Here is a 21,544-nt window from a genome sequence, read left to right as displayed (position 1 = left end):
ATAAATGGAGTTTACCGTCAGCCAAATTGCCGAGTTATTGGGCGGAAAAGTAGAGGGGAATGGTGAGGCGAAAATAAAAATGCTCGGAAAAATACAGGAGGCCAAGTCAGGTGAAATATCCTTTCTTTCCAACCCTAAATATGAGCCACATATTTATGAAACAAATGCTAGTGCAGTAATTGTTAAGAAAGGTTTTTCTCCTAAAAAGAAATTAAATACCTCTTTAATTCTGGTTGACGACCCCTATTCAAGTTTCACTGTTCTATTGGAAGAATATCATAAATTTATTTCGTTCCAAAAGTCGGGAATAGAAGAACCTTCCTTTTTAGGAACCAATTCCAAAGTGGGTGATGATGTATACAGGGGTGCATTCTCTTACATTGGTGAGAATGTGAAAATTGGTAATAATGTAAAAATCTATCCTCATGCATACATTGGCGACAATGTAGAAATAGGTGATAATACAATTATCAATGCTGGAGTAAAACTCTATGCCAATACAAAAGTTGGTCATCATTGCGTGATCCACTCCGGATGTGTAATTGGAAGCGATGGTTTTGGTTTTGCGCCTCAATCGGACGGATCTTATAAAGCCATCCCTCAAATGGGTAATGTGGTGATTGGTAATTATATTGATATAGGCTCAAATACTGTTATTGATTGTGCAACCTTCCATGGTGATTCTACCAAAATAGATGATGGTGTTAAAATTGATAACTTAGTTCAATTAGCGCATAATGTTAAAGTTGGTAAACATACCGTAATAGCCGCGCAAACAGGAGTGAGTGGCTCAACAGAAATTGGTAGCAATTGTGTTATAGGTGGACAGGTGGGAATTGCAGGTCATATTAAATTAGCTAACAAAACATCGGTTGGAGCTCAAGCAGGCATTTCTAAAGACACAAAAGAAGGATCTAAACTCTGGGGCACACCCGCAATTGATGTAATGAAATACCAAAGATCTTATGCCGTTTTCAAAAATCTTCCCGATTTAAATTTCAGATTGAAGCAACTTGAACAAAAAGTCTTAAATTTGCCGACATTTCGGGAGAGTGAATGAAAATTAAACAACACACAATCAAAAAATCCGTGACCCTATCAGGGGTTGGTTTGCATACTGGAGTAACTTCTAATATGACATTTGTGCCAGCAAAACCTGGCCACGGTATAAAGTTTCAAAGAACAGACTTGGAAGGGCAACCTACGGTGGATGCCGATGCAGACTTGGTAGTAGACCTTTCAAGAGGTACAACCATTGAGCAAAGTGGCGCAAGAGTAAATACTGTTGAGCACACATTGGCAGCATTGGTAGGCCTTGAAATTGATAACGTTCTAATCCAACTAGATGGTCCTGAGCCTCCTATTATGGATGGTAGTTCAATTCAGTTTGTAAATATTCTAAAAGAGGCAGGAACCGAGGAGCAAGATGCGCTTCGTGATTTTTTCGAAGTGCCTGATGGCATATTTTATCGTGAGCCGGAAAGAGATGTTGAAATAGCAGCACTTCCTTTAGATGATTATAGACTTACCGTAATGGTGGACTATAACTCTCCTGTATTAGGAAGTCAGCATGCTTCATTGACTAACATATCGCAGTTTGAAAAGGAAATAGCTTCATGCAGAACATTTTGTTTTTTGCATGAACTTGAAATGCTACATAAAAACAACCTCATTAAAGGTGGCGACCTTAATAATGCCATTGTTGTAGTTGATAGAATAGTAAAAGACAATGAATTAGATAGTTTAGCCAAACTATTTAATAAACCTAAAGTGGAGGTAAAGAAGGAAGGTATCCTCAATAACGTAGAGCTTAGATATAAGAATGAGCCTGCAAGACATAAATTGTTAGACGTTATTGGAGATTTAGCTTTAGCAGGGAGACCATTGAAAGCTCAGATTTTAGCTGCCAGACCGGGGCATGCTGCCAACGTAGCATTTGCAAAGAAATTAAAGAAAGCAATGGCTAAGTCTTCGAAATTAAACGTTCCGAAGTACAACCCGAACTTGCCTCCGGTTTATGACATCAATCAAATCACAAACATACTTCCTCATAGATATCCTTTCTTGTTAATAGATAAAATCATTCATTTGGATGACGAAAGTGTATCAGGGGTTAAAAACGTTACATTGAACGAACCATTTTTTCAAGGTCACTTTCCAGGAAACCCGGTTATGCCAGGCGTATTGCAAATTGAAGCCATGGCTCAAATCGGTGGTATTTTAGTATTAAATACAGTACCCGATCCTGAAAATTATTGGACATACTTCTTAGGAATAGAAGGCTTCCGATTCAGAAAAATGATTCTGCCAGGTGACACTTTAATAATTAAATGCGATCTTCTAGCACCGATTAAGAGAGGAATAGCAAAAATGACAGGACGTGCCTATGTCGGTAATACGCTAGTATGTGAAGGCACCATGACAGCAAGTATTGTAAGAAAAGATTCATGAACCAACCTTTAGCTTATATAGATCCGCAGGCAAAAATTGCCAGAAATGTAGTTATCGAGCCTTTTGCTACAATTCATAAAAATGTTGTTATTGAAGAAGGTACCTGGATAGGACCCAATGTAACAATATTTGAAGGTGCAAGAATTGGTAAAAATGTGAAAATATACCCAGGGGCGGTGATATCAGCTGTACCCCAGGATCTGAAATTTGCAGGAGAAGAAACTACTGCTATCATTGGTGATAACAGCACCATTAGAGAGTGCGTAACAATTAACAGAGGTACCGTTGATAAACATAGGACTGAAGTGGGTAAAAATTGCCTTATAATGGCTTATGTGCACCTGGGTCATGATTGTATTGTTGGTAACAATTGCATTCTAGGCAATGCATCACAATTAGCCGGACACGTTGTGGTTGATGATTACGTAATTTTTGGTGGCTCTTGCGCGGTGCAACAATTTACTAAAATTGGAGCGCACTCCTACATTGGAGGAGGTTCATTAGTTAGAAAAGATGTTCCACCATTCACAAAGGCAGCGCGAGAACCATTAACTTATGCTGGTATCAACTCTATTGGTTTAAGAAGAAGAGGTTATACTTCGGAGAAAATCAATGAAATTCAGGAAATCTACAGATACATTTTCTTAAAAGGCCTCAATAATTCAAAAGCACTTGATTTAGTAGAGCTGGAACTAGCCCCTTCAAAAGAGCGCGATGAGATCATCGATTTTATCAGAAGTTCAGACAGAGGAGTTATGAAAGGTTATACTTACTAAGACTTTTCATGGAAATCGTCCTGAAAGATGTAGCGAAGAGATTTAACAGGGAGATTTTATTCGAGAGCTTAAATTACACCTTTAAATCTGGTGAATCTACAGCAATAGTAGGACCTAACGGTAGCGGAAAATCCACTTTACTTCAATTAATTGCTGGAAATCAGCTTCCTTCCTCGGGTGAAATTAGTTACAATGATAATGGTTCCAATATACCTGTAGAAGACATATTCAATCACATTTCTTTTGCTGCTCCTTACCTGGAATTAATTGAAGAGTTCACATTATTAGAACAAATTCAATTTCACTTTAAATTCAAACCCATTAGAAGTGGGGAAACAATTAACTCTTTAATTGAGTATTCATTCTTTGATGATCACAAGCATAAGTTTATCAAAAACTTTTCTTCAGGTATGAAACAAAGGCTAAAATTGGCCCTTGCCTTCTTTTCCAACACAGAAATTCTGCTTCTTGATGAACCCACAACCAACCTAGACAAAAAAGGATCTGAGTGGTTTTTTAGTGAATTGAACAAAATGGATGGAAGTCGATTATTGATATTAGCTTCTAATCAAGAAATTGAATACAAAAATTGCCATTCTATGCTTAATCTGGCTGACTTCAAAGTTTGTTAAGAAATGGTTACTATTTTAAAAAAATGTGTATCTATTTATAGATACATATCAAATAATAATATTTATTGTTATTTTAGCATTTCGAATAAAAATGATAATTTCGAAAACTATAGTAAACCACAAATTCGATCTAATGAAAAAATTAAGTTATTTATTAAGTGCCGCAGTATTATCTCTGTTATTGTTTAGCGTAGGGTGTGACAGTGGTGGTGACGATGGTGCGCCTGCTGTTGATCAAGTTGGTAACACATTCTCTGGTACTTGGGCCGTAGATGCGACTCAAACAGGACAAGTCACTTTCGGTTCTCCAAGCCAGGATAGAACTGACGACTACAGCGATTTCGCTCTTACCATTACTTATACTGCAGGATCTGAAGGAGGTACAGCTTCAATTGTTGGAGGTCCTTCTGGTGTAAGACCATTTTTAGGTACAGACTCTTGGACTTTTACTCCAGTTCCAACTGATGCTTCTACTACTCAATTCACAGTTACTAGAGCAAGTGATGGATTACAAATCACTGTTACAAACTTTTCTGCTACAGGAATGACACTATCTTTCAGCTTAGCAGATGGTGGTTCAACATCTAGAACTGAAGCTGTTGTAGGTTCATGGACGTTTAACTTGGTTAAGCAATAAGTAACTTCAAATATAAAGAATTAAAAAAGGCCTCAAATGAGGCCTTTTTTAATTTAATGTAATTACAGTTATTCCTGCACCACCCCTTTCAATATGTTCATCTGCTACATTTGAAATAAAAGATTGTGTTTTACAGTAATTTCTTAACACTTCCCTTAGCACCCCATTTCCCTTACCATGCAATACTTTTACTTCACTGAGCCCGAATAAGATTGCATCATCTAAAAATTGATCAAGAATAGTAAGTACTTCCTCTACACGCTTGCCCCGGATATCTAATGTTGAATTAAACTCTGAAAATTTACTAGTCAAATTCATACCATGAGCACTTCCTGCACGCTCCTTTTTTATAGTTTTTTCTTTGCCTTTAGATATTTTAATAAGTCGATTCTTTTTGACTTTGGATTTTAACAAACCTATTTGAACTTCCACATCATTGCCTTTCATTGAAATAACTGTTCCCGTTACTTCCTGATCAATTAATTGAACGGTATCTCCCGGATTCAATTGTTCCTCAGTTGCTGCTTGAGCCTTCTTTATTTCTTTAGGTTCATCAACTTTTTGCTTCAGGTTTTGTAATCTCTCCCTCGCCCTTTTTGTTTCGGTTTTTTGGGCTTTATTAGACTTTATGTGACGAATTGTTTTTTCAATCTCTCGATTGGTATCCTTTAACAATCTGGCTGCTTCTTCTTTGGCTTTACTAATTATTTCCTTTTTGTTTTTATCAAGCTCTTCTTTTAGTGTTGAGTACTGATTCTGAAGATTAGCCGCTTGCAATTCCCGCTTTTTCAGCTCTTCATCACGCTGTTTTATTTGCTGCTTTTGTTTTTCCAACTGATTAAGTAACTGGTCTACATCAATAGCTTTATCTCCAATTAATTCTTTCGCATAATCAATTACTCCCGAGTTTAAACCAATCTTTTTCGCAATTTCCAATGAAAATGAACTGCCAGGTTTCCCTACTTCTAATTCAAACAATGGCTCAAGCTTTTGCATGTCAAACCGCATGGCTCCATTAATTATACCCTCAGTTTTCTCTGCAAAATGTTTGATATTACTGTAATGAGTGGTTATCACACCAGACACCTTTTTATTGTTCAATTCACTTAAAACAGCTTGTGCAATGGCTCCTCCAAACTGCGGATCTGTACCTGTACCAAATTCATCAATTAGGCATAAGGAAGTGGAAGTCCCATTCTTTAAGAACGACTTCATACTCTTTAAATGACTACTGTAAGTACTTAAGTCATTTTCAATTGACTGCTCGTCTCCAATATCAATCAATATATCTTCAAACATTCCAAGCTCAGACTCTTCACCTACTGGTATTGGTATCCCCGACTGAATCATGAATTGTAAAAGGCCAATTGTTTTAAGGCTTACTGATTTTCCTCCTGCATTAGGGCCTGAGATAATTAAGATTCTACTCTTTTCAGTCAATTGTACATTCAGTGGTACTACCTTTTTCCCCTCCTTCATAAAGGAAAGTAAGAGTAACGGATGCCGGGCATTCCTCAAGCTTACTGAGGCTGTATTTTTAATTTTGGGTACGATCGCCTCAATTTCATTGCTAAATTTTGCCTTCGCTCTTATGAAATCCAGCTTCGAAATAAAGGACAACCCAGACCTGATATCTGGTAAATTAATCCTCACCCTATTCGTTAAACCGGTAAGAATCTTTATTTTTTCGCGCTTTTCAGCGTATTCTAATTGTCTTATCTCATTATTACCTTGAAGCACATTAGTCGGCTCAAGGTATACAGTGTTACCCGATGCTGATTCATCATGGATAAATCCAGGTAATCTTCTTTTAAACTCAGCTAAAATAGGAATGACCATCCGACCATCCCTGACAGTAACAGAAGCTCCTTCCGGCACCCACCCTTCTTTTTCTGACTGCTTAAAAATTGAATAGAGGGATTTTCTAACTTGTGAGTACTTGGATCTTAATTCGCCCCTGATTCGCTGAAGCTCAGGGCTTGCGTCATCCTTTAAATTCCCCTCTTCATCGATGCATTTCTCAATTTGTTTTAAAAGACTTTTATCGATTTCAATCGTATTACAGAGGTCATAAAGGTGTGGGTAGTTATTGGAGTTATTAGAAAAGAAATCATAAGCCTTCTCAAAACTATTCAGGAACTTGCCGATCTGAAAAATCTCATTTTCACTGCAAAAGGTCCCCTCTGTTTTGCTCTTCTCCAGCGCTTCCTGTATGTCAGCGAATCCAAATAAACTTAATGAATCAGAAGAAATAAGAATATTTTGATACTCTTTGGTCTGAGCAAGAAGCTTGTTTATCAAATCATAATTAGACGAAAATTTTACTTTTTCAACTATTGATTTACCCAAATCAGTAGTACACTTTTCACTAATTAGTGCTCTAATTTTATCAAAACCCAGCTTCTGTTCGATATCGTGAGGGTATAGCACTAGTCTTTCTTTTTATTGAGCTCTATTTTGCGAATTGAATCTTGTTTAGCTTGTTTAGCTTCCTCATAAGCTTTAGCCTTCGTTTCGCGCAGGGCTAGAGAGTCTAGCATAGTTTCATATATTTTCTCAAGCTTGTCAGGATGGTCATAATAGTATGTGAGGCTTTTTTTATACACTTCTTCTTCTATGCCATGCTCGTCATAAATATATTGCTCGTATGTTTTAAATATTTGTATAGTCGTATCTCTATTCAATTTAAGCTCAGCAAGTTTTGCTTCTGCTTCATATACGTCTAACAAAATGCCAACCATTTTTTCATGACTGATAATATCTTCCGGGGTTTCATCTGTATTACATCTCATAAATAATATTGAGATCATCATGATAATTCCACAGATTATAGCGTTCTTCATTTTAATAATTTTTAACCGTTAGTACCCATCTTAAATCCATTGGGTTTGTTATTTTTCCAAACAAGTATTATTCCACAATTTTGCAATCCAAATACGTTAAAATTACACGTATGAAGAATCTTCTGAATAAGCTGCGAAAGTACGAAATACAAATAAGAAAGGCTATCAACAGCCAAATGCAGGGTGATTTTCACTCTATATTTAAAGGCTCTGGTCTTGAGTTTGACGATGTGCGTGCCTACCAGTACGGAGATGATGTGCGGACTATAGATTGGAACGTGAGTGCCAAAGGGCATGGTGCATTTGTAAAAACCTTTAAAGAAGAGAAAGAACAAACAGTTTTCTTTATTCTGGATGTAAGTGGCTCTCAGGAGATTGGCACCGAAGGAAAGCAAAAGGTTGATATTGGTAAAGAAGTGTGTGGTGTATTAGCATTGGCAGCTGCAAAAGAGGGTAGCCAGGTGGGGCTTGTTTGCTTTTCTGATCAAAAAGAATCCTACATCAAACCTGCCAAAGGACCCAAACAAGCTTATGAGATCATACACGAATTAGTAGAATTGAAACCTAAATCGGCTAAAACAGATTTAAGCAAAGCCACCTTATTTTCTTTGAATACCTTAAAAAGAAGAAGTGTGATGATCTTTATCTCAGACTTTATTGATGAAGGCTATTTTCACAATTTAAAAGGAATGGCAAAAAAACACGATCTGGTGGCCATTAGAATAACTGACAAGCGTGAAACGAATTTGCCAAAACTGGGCATAGTACCTGTATTTGATAAAGAAAGTAAAAAAACAGTTTGGGTGAATACCTCATTTGGCAATTTCAGATCTAACGTTCAAACCAATTATGCCAAGAGTGAAGAGGAGCTTGTGAAGTTTTCCAAAAAACATCAGATCAATTATGTATCCATTGATACTGATGAAGATTATGTTCCCAAATTATTAAAACTATTTAAAGTCAGAAACAAATCGTTGAAAAGTGTTTAGAAAGATAATTTTTGGCTCAATCTTACATTTTATTGCTCTTTTTTCTTTCGCACAAGATGTGCAGGTAAAGGGTTATTTTTTAGAAGATAGTATCAAAATAGGTGAGCCATCACCCTATGTGTTAACGGCAAGATACCCAAGTTCCATTGACCTGATTTTTCCTGATTCATTATACAATTACAACCCATATGAACTTGGAGAAAAGTGGTTCGCGGCTACTAAGACCATTGATGAGCAGAGTTATGATAGTGCTTTATATTATATACTAAGCTTTGAAGTAGATAGCGTCCAATATCTACAACTACCTGTTTTTCAGGTTGCCGGCAGAGATAGTATTCCTCTATACCCACAGCAAGACTCAATCATTCTTACTCATTTAGTAAAAGAAATTCCTGACTCAGTTGCAGCGGAGGCCATGCCGTTGATAGAAAACACAACTTACAGATACGTTGATTTAGCGCTAAATTATCCCTATTTAATTACTGGAATAGTGCTGTTCATCATTTTAGTAGTGATTGGGTACATCGTTTTTGGTAAGTCAATAAAGCGATGGTTTAAGTTAAGAAGACTAGAAAAGAAGCATTTGAAGTTTATGGAAGAATACAATGTTCAACTTCAAAGTAAGGAATCAATAAAACAGACTGAGAAAATACTTCTTGTTTGGAAAAAGTACCTGGAAAAGCTTGAAAAAACACCTTATACCAAAATGACAACCAAAGAGTTATTATCACATGAGCATATTGTGAGAATTGGTGATGAGCTAAAAAGTATAGATAAAGCCATTTATGGTGGCAAACAAGAAAGCATGCAGGAGACTTTTAAGAAGCTCCTAACATTTGCAGAGAACAGATATCTGGACAAAGTAAATGAAGTAAAACATGGTTGAACAATCGACTACACTTCCCTGGTATTCAATTCAAAATTTTTACCCAGGTATTCTTCAAGGGTATAGCTGGGAGAACAGCCTTGCGTTGTATGGTATACTGGCCATCCCTCTATTTTTTATAATCCGATGGGCATACAGATACTTTTTTAACCAAAAATTGCCCGTTGCATTTACACGAAGTCAGGTTATTTCTAACCCTCTTACAATAGTTCGTTTAGTTCCGGATTTTATCATGATGTTGATTGTGGCGCTTCTTATTGTAGCATTGGCTCGCCCACAAAAAACCAATGAAAAAGTAGTGCAATGGACTGAAGGAATAGACATTATGTTGGTCATTGATATTTCTCAGTCAATGCAAATTGAAGATTTTACCCCAAACAGACTGGAGGCTGCCAAACAAGTTGCTAAAGACTTTATAGATGGTAGATTACAAGATCGCATAGGCTTAGTGATATTCTCCGGTGATGCTTATTCACTTTCTCCACTCACAACAGACTATGACCTTCTTAAGACATATATCGATGACATTAATTTCGATATGATTGAGAATAGAGGTACCGCTATTGGCAGTGCTCTGGCCGTAGCTACCAATAGAATGACTGAGATGGAGTCGAAGTCCAAAGTATGCATTCTATTAAGTGATGGAGATAACACTGCTGGTAATATCGACCCGATTACTGCTGCTAAACTGGCATCTGCCTATGATATTAAGACCTATACCATCGCCATCGGAAAGGAAGGTAAAGTGCCGTTTGGTAAAGATTTTTTTGGCAGGCCAAGAATGGTTGAGAATACTATGGATGAAACTACGCTCAGAGAAATAGCTAAAATAGGGTCAGGTCAATTCTTTAGGGCTTCTGATAATCAAGCTTTGGAGAACGTTTTTAAACAAATCGATCAATACGAAAAGGCTGAAATACAGGAAACCCGATTCAAAGACACCACAGATTTTTATAGAAACTATATCATGTGGGCATTAGTATTATTTCTATTCTGGGTATTTCTAAAGTCCACCTTCATCAGCAATATACTTCAGGATTAACAGCTAGAGGTAATAGGTAGCCATTCTTATCGAAAAGGCAATCAATATGATGCCAACCAGAATATTCATAATGCGCATAACCTTAGATGTTATAAGCACGCTCAATTTGTTTGCTAAAAAAGCTTTGAGAAGGTCGGTTAAAAATACAACTGCAATAATGGTGGCGAAAAATGCGAATAAGGTAGTGCCTGAATAGTTATATTCTACAGTTGCTAAACTCATTGTGCCAATCCAAAATATGGGCACAAATGGGCTGATCGCATTAATTAACAGGCCTTTGAAAAAGAATCGGAAGAAGCCTTTTACTTCTGGGGTGGTATTAAGCTTAGGGTTAAATGGTCTTCTAGCTTTAATAATACTAGCCACACCAAAGAGGGCTAATATCACTGACCCAGCATATGCTATGATCATTTTATTCTCATTAAAACCAATGAGTTTTGACAAACCAAAGTAAGCCAATAAGATAAGTATAATATCTCCTACACTTACACCAACTGCCACAATTATTGCCTTAGAAAAGCCCTTTTCCAGACTAGTTTGAAGCAGTGTGAAAAATACCGGCCCCAACATAACGGCCAGTGTCAAACCAAAAATTAGTCCATTAAGTAAAGCCATTAAGAATTCTGGATGTATGTAGTCCACTCTTCCAGTAGCTGGCCCTTCAATACCCTTGGAAACTTATTCTGGCCGCCTACTTTACCTCTGGCTTCCATCCAATCGTAGAATTTCCTTACTGGGAGCACTTCTACTATCACATCTTTTAAAGCAGCTGTACGCTCAACAGCATAGTCATCATTCAAATCTTTAAGCTTTTGATCGATAACATCTCTTAACTCTGCCGGATTGACCTCGTTATCACTCGCAACATACCAGTGATGCGCGAATAATGTACCGTGAGGAATTCCCGCTACCGTAAACTCCGGTATTTCTATGTTCAGCTCATCAGCCGCCATTTCTATCGCCTTGTTCATATTATCCACTGAAAGATGTTCACCACAGAGACTTAGAAAATGTTTTGTTCGGCCTGTAATCACTATTTCTGATTCCTCTTTAGAAATAATTTTCACTACATCACCTATCATATAACGCCAGGCACCGGCATTGGTAGATAAAAGAACGGCATATTCTTTACCATTCTCGACCTCATCTATCATATATGTTTGGGCGTCAGCTTTCAACTCACCATTCTCATCAAAATTTTGATCCTCAAAAGGGATAAATTCGTAAAAAATGCCGTTGTTCAAAACCAATCGCATGGCACGATGATTTGGTTTATACTGGAAGGCAAGGAATCCCTCGGAGGCCAGATAAGTTTCTATGTAATGAATTGGTCTTCCTAACAGCTTTTCAAACCCTTTTCTGTACGGGTCAAAAGATACACCGCCATGAACATATACATTTAAGTTAGGCCATATTTCATGGATGTTAGAAACACTATGATGGGCGATAATTTTCTCCATGAGAATTTGTATCCAGGCAGGTACACCTACAATTATATTAATATTCCACTCTGGTGCTTTCGTGGCAATTTCATTCAATTTATCATCCCAATTCCTTGTTTTGGATATCTTCTTGCCCGGTTTGTAAAAATGCTGAAACCAGAAAGGAAGTTGCGCTGCTTGTATGCCACTTAAATCGCCTTCAAAGTAGCTGCCTCTTTTATTCAGGTGCGTACTGCCTCCCAACATTAGAATACCACCTTGAAAGAATTCAGGTGGCAGGTCATATTTAGAAAGTGTTAATATCTGCCGAATGCTCGTCTTCTGAATGGCCTTTTTCATATCCTTTGTTATTGGGATATATTTTGAAGCAGCTTCTGAAGTACCTGAACTCAGTGCAAAATATTTGACTTTGCCCGGCCATGTAACGTTTTTTTCTTCCCGTTTTGATTTGTGCCACCACTCGTTATACATTTTATTGTAATTATGAATGGGGACATGCTTCTTAAATGCTTCAAAGAAGGACTTGGGGTTGTTAGACTTAAAATGTGCTAATATCTCTGCAAATGAGTAATGCTTACCAAATTGAGTCTGATTAGCAGTTAATAGCAATTGTTTTAATTCGGTTTTTTGTAAATCATAGGGGTTAGTATAATCCTGTTCTAAACTTTCTCTAATTCTTATTCCCCTTTTTAACAAAGTACCCAGAATAGGCATAGTGTGTTATTTAAAATTTCTTACTTTGTTCCCAACCTTAGGAATGATAAAGTTATCAAATGGATATTAAAAATAACATCGAAGAATTGATCAATTCATTAGGCTCTTCAAATTGCAAGTTGGTTGCCGTAAGTAAAACAAAGCCAATTAGTGATATAAAAGAGGCTTATGATGCCGGACAGCGCATTTTTGGAGAAAATAAAGCTCAGGAAATGACCGAAAAACAAGGTGAACTTCCTGAAGATATTCAATGGCATATGATTGGACACCTTCAAAGAAATAAGGTTAAATACATTGCCCCTTATGTTAGTCTCATACATTCAGTTGATAGCCTCAAACTTCTAAAAGAGATAAATAAACAGGCCAAAAAAAATAATAGAGTTATTGATGTATTGCTTCAAATACACATAGCTGAAGAAGATACTAAGTTTGGGCTGCACAAAAATGAATTGTATGAGTTACTACATTCTGTAGAATTACCTGAACTCCATCATATTAAAATTGTGGGACTAATGGGAATGGCCACTTTCACTGATAATGAAGATCAGATAAGAAGAGAATTTAAATTTTTGGCTGACCTTTTTAATAGTACAAGAAGTGATATTCAAGTTGACAATGTAGAATTAACAGAGCTTTCTATGGGCATGAGTGGCGACTATAAAATAGCCATAGAAGAAGGCAGTACCATGATTAGAGTTGGGAGTGCAATTTTTGGAGAAAGAAATTATAATTAATGCATAAATCAATAAAAGCAGCTGCCATACTAGGTGTTTTAGCCGTATCCATCGGAGCATTTGGTGCACACGGACTCAATACATTTTTAACAGAAACAGGAAGGCTAGACACTTTTGAAACCGCAGTTAAGTACCATTTCTACCATACTTTAGCACTATTGCTAATTGGCCTTTTGCAACAAATGTGGAAAAGTAAATTTTTAGATTACGCTGCTAATTTATTTTTAGCAGGAATATTCATTTTCAGTGGATCTCTTTATGCCCTTTGTCTTTCTCAACTAACAATATTAGGTGCCATTACTCCCATTGGTGGACTAATGCTTATTGGCGGCTGGTTAATGTTATTTATTGCAGCAACAAAAAAGCCTGATCAAAACTGACCAGGCTTAAATATTTAATTTTTGTCTCGTCCTGAAATAGCGTTACACAAAAGAATGTGTAATGAGAGAATATGTAAAAAGAACCCAGAAGGACTACACCTTATCCTTAAAGCTTCAAGTAGTTAAAGAAGTAGAATCAGGCGAATTATCCACAGGAGCAGCTCAACGTAAGTATGGCATCCAAGCTAGATCCACCGTTATGAGCTGGTTGAGAAAATATGGTAGCTTTGATTGGGAAAACCAAACACCGTCCAATATGCCCAAGACCCCGGAACAAAAGGTGATGGAACTCGAAGCTAAGGTTAAGTTGCTTGAAAAGCAGAAAAAGCTATTAGAGCACCAACTGGCTCAATCAGATCAGAAGTCAATCATATTTGATATGATGATTGATTTGGCAGAGAAGGAATATGCTATCCCTATTCGAAAAAACTCTTCACCCGAACAGTCGACCTCTACAGAGAACAATACCAAGAAAGCTTAACGGCTACCTGTAGACTGTTTGGGGTAAACAGACAGGTTTATTATCGAGCAAAACGTTCAAGTGTTCAAAGAAAACAAACAGCTGAAAAAGTGATAAAAATGGTTGAAGAAATTCGAATACAACAGCCAAGGATTGGCACACGGAAACTGTATTATCTTTTAACCGATGAACTTAGAGTGTTAGGTGTTGGTAGGGATCGGCTCTTTGCCATATTAAAAGCAAATCATATGCTTATTAAGCCAAAAAGAGCTTATCATGTCACCACTAACTCTCATCATCGGTTCTGGAAACATTGAAATCTCATTGAAGGTATTACACCAATAAGACCGGAACAAATATGGGTCTCTGACATCACTTACGTAGGTAACAGAGACTATCCCATGTATCTGGCCTTAGTAACAGATGCTTATTCAAAGAAAATTGTAGGATATGACCTTAGTGATTCCTTAAAATCAACAGGAGTTTTAAAGGCATTAAAAATGGCCGTAAAGAATAGGAGTTACCAGGATCAGCCATTGATTCATCACTCTGACAGAGGTTTTCAATACTGTTGTGATGGCTATCAAAAGGCCTTAAAAAAGAATAATCTGCAATGTAGCATGACTGAAAGTTATGATCCTTATGCTAATGCTGTTGCAGAACGAGTTAATGGAATTATCAAGCAGGAGTTTTTACTTGATTACAAATTGAATATTGAAAATATGAGGCAGCTGATTAAAGAAAGTATATATACTTACAATAAGTTCAGGCCTCATTCTTCATGCATGATGAGAACACCTGTACAAATGCATCAACAATCTAGTATTAAAATAAAAACCTATAAAATGAAAAAGAGTAGCAAGTTAACACCTGCTACTCCTTATATTTAACTTTTAATTTATCCTAAAAACTGTAATGCTTATTTAGGACGGGTCATTTCAATTCCCTTAGTTTCCTTTTTCCTGAACCGGCTTTTCTTCGGCCTTCGGTAAAACGTTTGTGATGATGGCAACTTTACTGGTTGGAGTGGTTGCATTGGACACAACAGTTATCACTTTGTGCTGCCTCCCCATTTTACCTGTACTGTTAAATACCACCTTAATTTCACTTGACTGCCCTGGAGCTACAGGATCTCTAGGCCAGTTTGGAGCAGTACAGCCACAAGTAGTTTGAACATTTGTAATAATCAAAGGCTCAGTGCCTGTATTTTCAAATGCAAAAACATGTTCTACCTTATCACCTTGGTGTATGTCACCAAAATCAAACTGTTCTTCTTGAAATGTGATTTCCGGACCTGATACATTTTCATTCGCTTCTTGTGCTACTGCACCATAGATCATGAACACACCGAAAATAAATACTATAAAAGTTTTCATACTTATTAATTTAACTCGTCTACAAATATAATCTTACCTACAAACAAACAATAATCTTGCTAGTTTTTAACAAAACGTTAAGACTTCTGATAGCTTTTAACGAAGAACTGCCTATTGAAGTTCACAAGAAACAACTGCTTAGTAGCTCGTGTAATGGCCGTGTAAAGCCATCTGATAAAATCATGATCTACTGTTTCCTCTTTTAAATAACCCTGGTCAACAAATACCAAAGGCCATTGCCCGCCCTGTGCTTTATGACAGGTAATTGCATATGCAAATTTAATTTGCAATGCATTAAGGTAGGGGTCGGTTTTCATCGCCTCCTTTTTGTCTTTTTGTTTCAAATCTGCATAATCAAGTGCTACACTTTGGTAAAGTGCCTCATTTTGCTCTTGTATTAATGCAGGCGTTTCTGAATGAAGAGTATCTAAAATCACTTTTGCTTCAAAAGCTCTCAAGTCAGGATAATCTGTTAGTCTTAATTCCAATGTGGCGAACCTAAAGCCATGCATCTCTTCAAATGAGACGATCTTCATAACTTCCACAAAATCTCCATTGGCTAAAAATCCTCCACCTATTTCCTCAGGGCCAAACAAATAATTGTTTCTCACAATCATCAGGTATTCTCCTGCCTCTATTTCGGAGTCGTAGAAAAAAATTCTATTTCGAATATACTGATTGTAAGCATTGGCATTTTTGTTCGAGCGACATAGAATGGCCGTGTTTTCAACGCCTTCATTGTCATAGGCATATCGAATACCATCCTCCAGTTTTTGCCCTGTCATTTTAAAAATGTCAGAGAAGGATATGTCAATACCCACCTTGGGCGCCTTATTAGCCAGTTCTTGCCTCAAGTTAGTAGCATTATACAAAATGCCTGATTCCAACTCCTGACGCATCACCTCCGTGAGTAATACTTCAACAACATCAAGTTTATAATCTGAGGTGAGAACGTTAATATCCAATGCCGGGCTATCAATCTGACCTACCGGAGGGAGCTGGGCGTTATCACCAACCAGAATTAGCTTATTAGTAGGTTCTGAAAAAACATACTCCATTAAATCGGTCAGAAGACCCTTTTTCCCAAAACCAACATCTTCGTTGATCATCGAGGACTCATCAATAATAAAAATCGTCTTCTTAGAATAATTTTTTTGCCTTTTAAAGACTGGGCCCGATGCGTCTTTATTCGCTTGTTTGTAAATACGTTTATGAATTGTAAATGCCATTCTACCTGAATAGGAAGCCATTACTTTGGCGGCTCTTCCTGTAGGTGCAAGCAAAACGTACTTATAGTTAAATAATGGTAATACCTGCACCAGGGTGCTTATCAACGTGGTTTTACCTGTTCCTGCATATCCTTTTATAACCAGAGCATCTTTCAAATCGATAAGTGTATCAATGGCCTCAAAAACTCTAGCCTGATCAGATGTTGGCTCAAAAGGAAATTTTTGTTTTAATATTTCTGAAGGCTTAGGCACTATTTCTTAAAATCTCCAGGAAATATGGTAATCATACTTGCGGAAGCTTTGGCTATCAATACCCTTTCATCACCAGAAATACTCCATACTTCTGCTTCACAAAAGTTAATCTTCTTACCCTGTTTCAATACCCAGCCTTTTGCATAAAGCTCCTCGCCTACTCCAGGATTGAGATAAGATATTTTCAGTTCTCCTGTTACCACATGATGTTCTGGTGGAACTAATGAGTAAGCTGCAAACCCTGCCGTAATATCTGCTAGCGTAGCCACCAACCCTCCATGAGCAAACCCTCTTTGTTGTTTGTGATGTTCTTCAAGTTTTAATGTACCTTCCATGATACCAGGTTCTATCACACTTAATTGAAAGCCAATATGCTTCATGAAGTGCTGCTTTTCCAGATGTTGCTTAATGAGACTTTTATAATCAGGATTGAAAACTTGCATACTATTAGAATTTGCACAAATATAAAAGAACATTATGCCGAAGCCTTTTCATATCAGAATATATTGAATAATATTATTGTATGGATGTTGTTAATAAAACCTATGGTGATAAAGTTAGAATTCGAGTATGTGGCATATGTGTTCAAAATGACTCCATACTGCTTGTAAATCACAAAGGACTTAATTCAGAAAACGAGTTTTGGTCGCCACCTGGAGGTGGGATGATTTTCGGTGAAAACGCAGAAAAAACTTTGAACAGAGAGATAAAAGAAGAGACTGGCTTAACCTGTCGGGTAAAAGAATTTCTATTTGTAAATGAATATTACAAGAACCCACTACACGCCATTGAGTTATTCTTTGCCATTGATTTAAATGACTTTGAACCAAAAATAGGGTTTGATCCCGAGCATGATCAGAATGAACAAATTATACAAGATGTGCGATTTGTGACTTTTAAGGAATTAAGTGAATTACCTATTTCAAAAAAGCATACTATTTTACACAAGAATTTATCAGAAAATAAACTATTAAATCTTAGGGGCTATTTTAAATTATGGCAATAATTGCGGTAATTAGCGAGTAAAATCATTATGTTTTACTTTTCAAAAGACTTATAATTGCATTCTAAAATAAATACTAATGAACGTTACTAAAATTTTATCTATTGTTTTCTTAGTTGCCAGTTTAGGCATGGGTGCTTTCCTTGTTAATAGCGTAAAATCCACGATGGATGAGAGAGCTTTAATATCAGAAAGAGAAGCAGCTGTCATTAAAAAATTGCAATTTATCAGAGAAGCTGAAATCGTTTACCAGGAAGTACATGGTAATTATACAAGCGATTGGGATAAACTAATAGATTTTATCGAGAATGGTAAATTTCCAATTATTCAGAAAAAAGAAAGAGTTGTTACTTTAAGCTATGGTGCTGATAGTAGTATTATAACTTACGATACTTTGGGAATTATCACTGCTAAAGAAAGAATTTTTAAAACTACCCATAACGTTAATGCCGCCAATGATGGTGTATTCGTAAGGTTTGAAGCTGCTCCCGGTGATGACGCTGTTAAAGGTTCTCCGGCTTACGTGTTAAATCAAAATGGTAAAAACGTTACCCATAAATTCAAAGAGTCTGGTAAAGTTAAAAGTAGAAAAAGATATCAGCCTGGTGCTCAGATTACAAAAGGCGACCTTTTGATGTCTTTAGAAGAAATTAAATTTGATCCTAATATTGACATAAGCAGAATTGCATATGTACCTGGTTATGAAGACGTTAAATTCGATATTTATGCAGATGAGATTGAAAGAAGCAATCTTTTCGTGGATGTTATTGAAGTAAAGAACCCAAAACCATTTGACCCTACTCGTAAGGAAGATAATGAGTCTAAGAATAGAAAACCATTGAGATTTGGTTCTAAAACAGATGTAACTACTTCAGGTAACTGGGAATAATTCATTGAATACGACAACAGCAGGTTATAAGCTAATTAAAAAGATTAAGGATGCGAAGTTTGATGTAGACAACTTGCATCAATACAACCTGTTGCTTCAAATTGGAGTTAGAGACTTACAAGTTTCGATTATTGATTCCACAAACAATAGGGTATTACTCTTAGAGGATTATGTTTTAGCAAGCGTTAAAACTTATAAAGAACTTCAGCAAATGCTTGCTTCTCTTTTTGAGGGGCATCATTTGCTTATGGCAGGCTTCTGGAAAACTGTAAAGGTTAGTATAAAAAACACCAAGTTTTCGCTTGTTCCTTCTTCATTATTTGTGAAAGAAGCAGTTGTTGATTATTTGAAACTTAATTCAAAGATCAACACAGAGACCGAAGAAGTACTTTATTACAAGCACATACAATCAGACGCCATCTGCGTTTTTGCGATTAGCAAAATAATTTACAACTGGTTAAATCAGTTATATCCAAATGCTGAAATTGGCTTTGTTCATCAGTCAAGCTCTTTGATTGAAGGAGTAATTAACTTTTCTAAAAGCAATAAAAAGGATTCTATTTATCTATACATAGATCGTTTTAAACTGCACATTCTCTCATTAAAAAACGGTGAGTTAGAATATTATAATCAGTTTACAATTAAGCAGTTTAACGAGTATATCAGGTATATCTTATTAGTTATCAATGGATTAAGTAAATCACAAAAAAATACAGAGGTGGTTATGTGGGGCTACATTGGTAAGCAATCGCCTCATTACAATGAGTTTTACAAGTACATCAAAAACATTTCATTTGGCGACAGGCCTGAATATTTAAAATATGGCTTTGTTTTCGATGAAGTACAAGATCACCACTTCTTAGATTTATACAGCATACACTTGTGCTCCTGATCGATTCTAAATGAAAAAAGTCGCTATTTTTCCCGGTTCCTTTGATCCCTTTACAAAAGGGCACGAAGACATTGTATTAAGAGGATTAGAGCTTTTCGATGAAATTATTATTGGAATTGGTCATAACAGCAACAAGCATAATCGATATTTTGATATCGATAAGATGGTGGGCTACATCGAAAAGACGTTTGAGAACCACCCCAATGTCAGTGTTATCGTTTATAATGAACTAACAGCTCAATTAGCCAAAAAGCATGACGCTAAATTCTTATTAAGGGGATTAAGAAATACTACTGACTTTGAGTACGAAAACAGTATCGCTCAGGTAAATAGATATCTGAATGATGAATTAGAGTCTGTTTTTCTCATCACATCGCCACAGTTTGCAGCTATCAGCTCATCAATTATTCGGGAGGTTCATAAATATAAGGGTGGTGTAGAAGAATTTTTGCCTTATACGTTAGATTGAGTCTTTTCCGCTTCTTCCTTTATTCTGGCCTTCTCTTTTTCCTGCGCAAAGTATCGGTCAAAAACAAAACTTATTGATTTATAGGAATGCTCTAAGGCATGAAAAACTTCTTTTGGTGTCATCCACCTTACTTCCTCAATATCTTCTTCAATTTGAGGCATCATATCTTTATCTCTGACAATATCCATTGAGTACCATGTTGTTTTCTTAAGAATTTGCTTCTTTTTCATGGTATAAGTGTGCCAGGTAGTGCAAATCTTTTCACGTAGATTCACTTTAATATTACACTCCTCCTCTACTTCGCGTTGAGCCGCTTGTTTAGGCTTTTCATCTTTTTCAAATTTACCTTTCGGTAAATCCCACTTTTTAAGCCTGTAAATCATTAGTATTTTATCCTTTTTGCGCACTAAACCTCCGGCAGCTTTTATGATTTTAAATTTCTTTTTGAGAAAAGTCTTTACTATATCATAATGCTCTACCGTTAGTGTGAGCGAAATAAGGCCACTTAGGCTCGTGGTGTCTAACACATCTAAAATCTTCTCTATTTCATCAATTTTAGCATTCTTTACCCACACACGATGTAAAAGCTTGGCCTTAGTAATTGGCTCAACTTCAGCATTGATTATGGTATTAAAATCCCTTTTATCAGGTTTATGAAGAGCATCTAAAATCTGAACGGGAATGTCGTTGATGAAGAGATTCATCTATTTTTATTAATGATTATGACTCACAAATGAATGTAAAATTTATTAGCGTGCCAATAGATATTGATTTTTTTAATGAATAATTTCGCAACCATGTCAGCTAAGTCAACAGAATTAGAAATTGCCAGTAAGCTTCTGGAAATAGGAGCCATCAAATTAAAGCCACAAGAACCATTTACATGGGCTTCTGGTTGGAAATCACCAATCTATTGTGACAACCGCTTGTCGCTGTCATTTCCAGAAATAAGGACATTTATTAAAAATGAACTGGCTAAGGCCATTAAAAGTAACTACCCTGAAGTAGAATGTATTGCGGGAGTGGCAACAGCTGGCATACCACAAGGTGCTTTAGTGGCAGAAGAACTTGGTTTACCATTTATATATGTTCGTTCAAAACCTAAGGGTCATGGAATGGAAAACATGATTGAAGGAAAGGTAACACCGGGCCAAAAAGTGGTGGTTATTGAGGATTTGGTTTCTACAGGTGGAAGTTCTCTTAAAGCATCGGATGATTTGATTGCAGCTGGTTTTAAGGTGCTCGGCATGGCGGCTATTTTCACCTATGGATTTGATTTAGCCAAGCAAAACTTTGAAAGTAAGAATGTTCGTCTTGTTTGTTTGAGTAACTATAGTGCTATGATTGAGAAGGCATTGGAAATAGGTTATATCAAACAAAATGAGGTGGATACACTAAAGGATTGGAGACAAGATCCGGCCAATTGGGGCTAAATAATACCTATTTTT

25 protein-coding genes are annotated in these 21,544 nt (G+C 36.6%); 17 read left to right on the top strand and 8 right to left on the bottom strand.

Going from position 1 to position 21,544, the window contains the following annotated elements:
• The first annotated feature begins 4 nt into the window (after positions 1-4).
• The 5 genes from lpxD (at position 5) to JR347_RS08405 (ending at position 4,496) form a co-directional block, all read left to right on the top strand.
• On the top strand, positions 5-1,060 hold the full coding sequence (gene lpxD / locus JR347_RS08425) for a UDP-3-O-(3-hydroxymyristoyl)glucosamine N-acyltransferase (RefSeq protein ID WP_205723609.1): 1,056 nt from the start codon (positions 5-7) through the stop codon (positions 1,058-1,060).
• Complete coding sequence (locus JR347_RS08420) at positions 1,057-2,451, top strand: bifunctional UDP-3-O-[3-hydroxymyristoyl] N-acetylglucosamine deacetylase/3-hydroxyacyl-ACP dehydratase (protein ID WP_205723608.1); 1,395 nt, start codon at positions 1,057-1,059, stop codon at positions 2,449-2,451. Before lpxD ends, JR347_RS08420 begins: the two co-directional genes overlap by 4 nt.
• Positions 2,448-3,227 (top strand): acyl-ACP--UDP-N-acetylglucosamine O-acyltransferase, encoded by a 780-nt coding sequence (lpxA, locus tag JR347_RS08415; protein WP_205723607.1) that lies wholly within the window; start codon positions 2,448-2,450, stop codon positions 3,225-3,227. Before JR347_RS08420 ends, lpxA begins: the two co-directional genes overlap by 4 nt.
• An 8-nt stretch (positions 3,228-3,235) precedes the next feature.
• Positions 3,236-3,859 carry an ABC transporter ATP-binding protein gene (locus JR347_RS08410; RefSeq protein WP_205723606.1) on the top strand — a complete coding sequence of 208 codons (624 nt, stop codon included), beginning with the start codon at positions 3,236-3,238 and terminating at the stop codon, positions 3,857-3,859.
• A gap of 133 nt (positions 3,860-3,992) precedes the next feature.
• The gene (locus JR347_RS08405) at positions 3,993-4,496 is read left to right on the top strand and encodes a hypothetical protein (RefSeq protein ID WP_205723605.1); all 504 of its coding nucleotides are present in this window, start codon (positions 3,993-3,995) and stop codon (positions 4,494-4,496) included.
• Between the two features lie 48 nt (positions 4,497-4,544).
• Here the strand turns inward: JR347_RS08405 and JR347_RS08400 are convergent, their stop codons facing one another.
• Both JR347_RS08400 and JR347_RS08395 read right to left on the bottom strand, forming a co-directional pair.
• Entirely contained in the window at positions 4,545-6,926 is a 2,382-nt protein-coding gene (locus tag JR347_RS08400) for an endonuclease MutS2 (RefSeq protein ID WP_205723604.1), read from the bottom strand.
• A complete protein-coding gene (locus tag JR347_RS08395) occupies positions 6,926-7,339 on the bottom strand; it encodes a DUF4296 domain-containing protein (protein ID WP_205723603.1) in 414 nt (137 codons plus the stop codon). The genes JR347_RS08400 and JR347_RS08395 overlap by 1 nt, the downstream gene beginning before the upstream one ends.
• A 110-nt stretch (positions 7,340-7,449) precedes the next feature.
• Here JR347_RS08395 and JR347_RS08390 point away from each other — a divergent pair, with 110 nt between their 5' ends.
• From JR347_RS08390 to JR347_RS08380, 3 genes are read left to right on the top strand one after another with little or no spacing between them, the layout of a single operon-like run.
• Entirely contained in the window at positions 7,450-8,328 is an 879-nt protein-coding gene (locus tag JR347_RS08390) for a DUF58 domain-containing protein (protein ID WP_205723602.1), read from the top strand.
• Positions 8,321-9,214, top strand: coding sequence for a hypothetical protein (locus JR347_RS08385; protein WP_205723601.1), 894 nt, complete (start codon positions 8,321-8,323; stop codon positions 9,212-9,214). The genes JR347_RS08390 and JR347_RS08385 overlap by 8 nt, the downstream gene beginning before the upstream one ends.
• Positions 9,207-10,256, top strand: coding sequence for a vWA domain-containing protein (locus tag JR347_RS08380; RefSeq protein ID WP_205723600.1), 1,050 nt, complete (start codon positions 9,207-9,209; stop codon positions 10,254-10,256). Before JR347_RS08385 ends, JR347_RS08380 begins: the two co-directional genes overlap by 8 nt.
• Positions 10,257-10,259: 3 nt before the next feature.
• Here the strand turns inward: JR347_RS08380 and JR347_RS08375 are convergent, their stop codons facing one another.
• Entirely contained in the window at positions 10,260-10,898 is a 639-nt protein-coding gene (locus JR347_RS08375) for a LysE family translocator (RefSeq protein ID WP_205723599.1), read from the bottom strand.
• A complete protein-coding gene (locus JR347_RS08370; RefSeq protein WP_205723598.1) occupies positions 10,871-12,412 on the bottom strand; it encodes a GH3 family domain-containing protein in 1,542 nt (513 codons plus the stop codon). Before JR347_RS08370 ends, JR347_RS08375 begins: the two co-directional genes overlap by 28 nt.
• A 59-nt stretch (positions 12,413-12,471) precedes the next feature.
• Between JR347_RS08370 and JR347_RS08365 the strand changes: the two genes are divergently transcribed.
• The 4 genes from JR347_RS08365 (at position 12,472) to JR347_RS08350 (ending at position 14,876) form a co-directional block, all read left to right on the top strand.
• The gene (locus JR347_RS08365) at positions 12,472-13,146 is read left to right on the top strand and encodes a YggS family pyridoxal phosphate-dependent enzyme (RefSeq protein WP_205723597.1); all 675 of its coding nucleotides are present in this window, start codon (positions 12,472-12,474) and stop codon (positions 13,144-13,146) included.
• Positions 13,146-13,526, top strand: a complete 381-nt coding sequence (locus JR347_RS08360; RefSeq protein ID WP_205723596.1) for a DUF423 domain-containing protein — start codon at positions 13,146-13,148, stop codon at positions 13,524-13,526. Before JR347_RS08365 ends, JR347_RS08360 begins: the two co-directional genes overlap by 1 nt.
• A gap of 61 nt (positions 13,527-13,587) precedes the next feature.
• Positions 13,588-14,007: a helix-turn-helix domain-containing protein gene (locus tag JR347_RS08355; protein WP_205723595.1), complete on the top strand. Its 420-nt coding sequence runs from the start codon at positions 13,588-13,590 to the stop codon at positions 14,005-14,007.
• 302 nt (positions 14,008-14,309) lie between these two features.
• The gene (locus tag JR347_RS08350) at positions 14,310-14,876 is read left to right on the top strand and encodes an IS3 family transposase (RefSeq protein WP_205723867.1); all 567 of its coding nucleotides are present in this window, start codon (positions 14,310-14,312) and stop codon (positions 14,874-14,876) included.
• 57 nt (positions 14,877-14,933) lie between these two features.
• Here the strand turns inward: JR347_RS08350 and JR347_RS08345 are convergent, their stop codons facing one another.
• The 3 genes from JR347_RS08345 to JR347_RS08335 all read right to left on the bottom strand — a co-directional run bounded on the left by JR347_RS08345 (position 14,934) and on the right by JR347_RS08335 (position 17,286).
• Positions 14,934-15,362, bottom strand: a complete 429-nt coding sequence (locus JR347_RS08345) for a DUF1573 domain-containing protein (RefSeq protein ID WP_205723594.1) — start codon at positions 15,360-15,362, stop codon at positions 14,934-14,936.
• A gap of 77 nt (positions 15,363-15,439) precedes the next feature.
• Positions 15,440-16,843, bottom strand: coding sequence for an ATP-dependent DNA helicase (locus JR347_RS08340; protein WP_205723593.1), 1,404 nt, complete (start codon positions 16,841-16,843; stop codon positions 15,440-15,442).
• Positions 16,843-17,286, bottom strand: a complete 444-nt coding sequence (locus JR347_RS08335) for a PaaI family thioesterase (protein WP_205723592.1) — start codon at positions 17,284-17,286, stop codon at positions 16,843-16,845. The genes JR347_RS08340 and JR347_RS08335 overlap by 1 nt, the downstream gene beginning before the upstream one ends.
• 80 nt (positions 17,287-17,366) lie before the next feature.
• Here JR347_RS08335 and JR347_RS08330 point away from each other — a divergent pair, with 80 nt between their 5' ends.
• The 4 genes from JR347_RS08330 to coaD all read left to right on the top strand — a co-directional run bounded on the left by JR347_RS08330 (position 17,367) and on the right by coaD (position 20,096).
• On the top strand, positions 17,367-17,849 hold the full coding sequence (locus tag JR347_RS08330) for an NUDIX domain-containing protein (RefSeq protein ID WP_205723591.1): 483 nt from the start codon (positions 17,367-17,369) through the stop codon (positions 17,847-17,849).
• A gap of 76 nt (positions 17,850-17,925) precedes the next feature.
• Complete coding sequence (locus JR347_RS08325; RefSeq protein ID WP_205723590.1) at positions 17,926-18,735, top strand: hypothetical protein; 810 nt, start codon at positions 17,926-17,928, stop codon at positions 18,733-18,735.
• Positions 18,736-18,739: 4 nt separating this feature from the next.
• Positions 18,740-19,627 carry a DUF3822 family protein gene (locus JR347_RS08320; RefSeq protein WP_205723589.1) on the top strand — a complete coding sequence of 296 codons (888 nt, stop codon included), beginning with the start codon at positions 18,740-18,742 and terminating at the stop codon, positions 19,625-19,627.
• 10 nt (positions 19,628-19,637) lie between these two features.
• On the top strand, positions 19,638-20,096 hold the full coding sequence (gene coaD, locus JR347_RS08315; RefSeq protein ID WP_205723588.1) for a pantetheine-phosphate adenylyltransferase: 459 nt from the start codon (positions 19,638-19,640) through the stop codon (positions 20,094-20,096).
• Here the strand turns inward: coaD and JR347_RS08310 are convergent.
• Positions 20,081-20,800 (bottom strand): NUDIX hydrolase, encoded by a 720-nt coding sequence (locus JR347_RS08310; protein ID WP_205723587.1) that lies wholly within the window; start codon positions 20,798-20,800, stop codon positions 20,081-20,083. The genes coaD and JR347_RS08310 overlap by 16 nt on opposite strands.
• Before the next feature lie 93 nt (positions 20,801-20,893).
• Between JR347_RS08310 and pyrE the strand changes: the two genes are divergently transcribed.
• Positions 20,894-21,529 (top strand): orotate phosphoribosyltransferase, encoded by a 636-nt coding sequence (pyrE, locus tag JR347_RS08305; RefSeq protein WP_205723586.1) that lies wholly within the window; start codon positions 20,894-20,896, stop codon positions 21,527-21,529.
• Positions 21,530-21,544: the final 15 nt, after the last annotated feature.

Source organism: Fulvivirga lutea (genome assembly GCF_017068455.1).
Taxonomy (GTDB): domain Bacteria; phylum Bacteroidota; class Bacteroidia; order Cytophagales; family Cyclobacteriaceae; genus Fulvivirga; species Fulvivirga lutea.
Note: the sequence above shows the minus strand (reverse complement) of the source record. Positions and strands in the feature narration are given on the sequence as shown.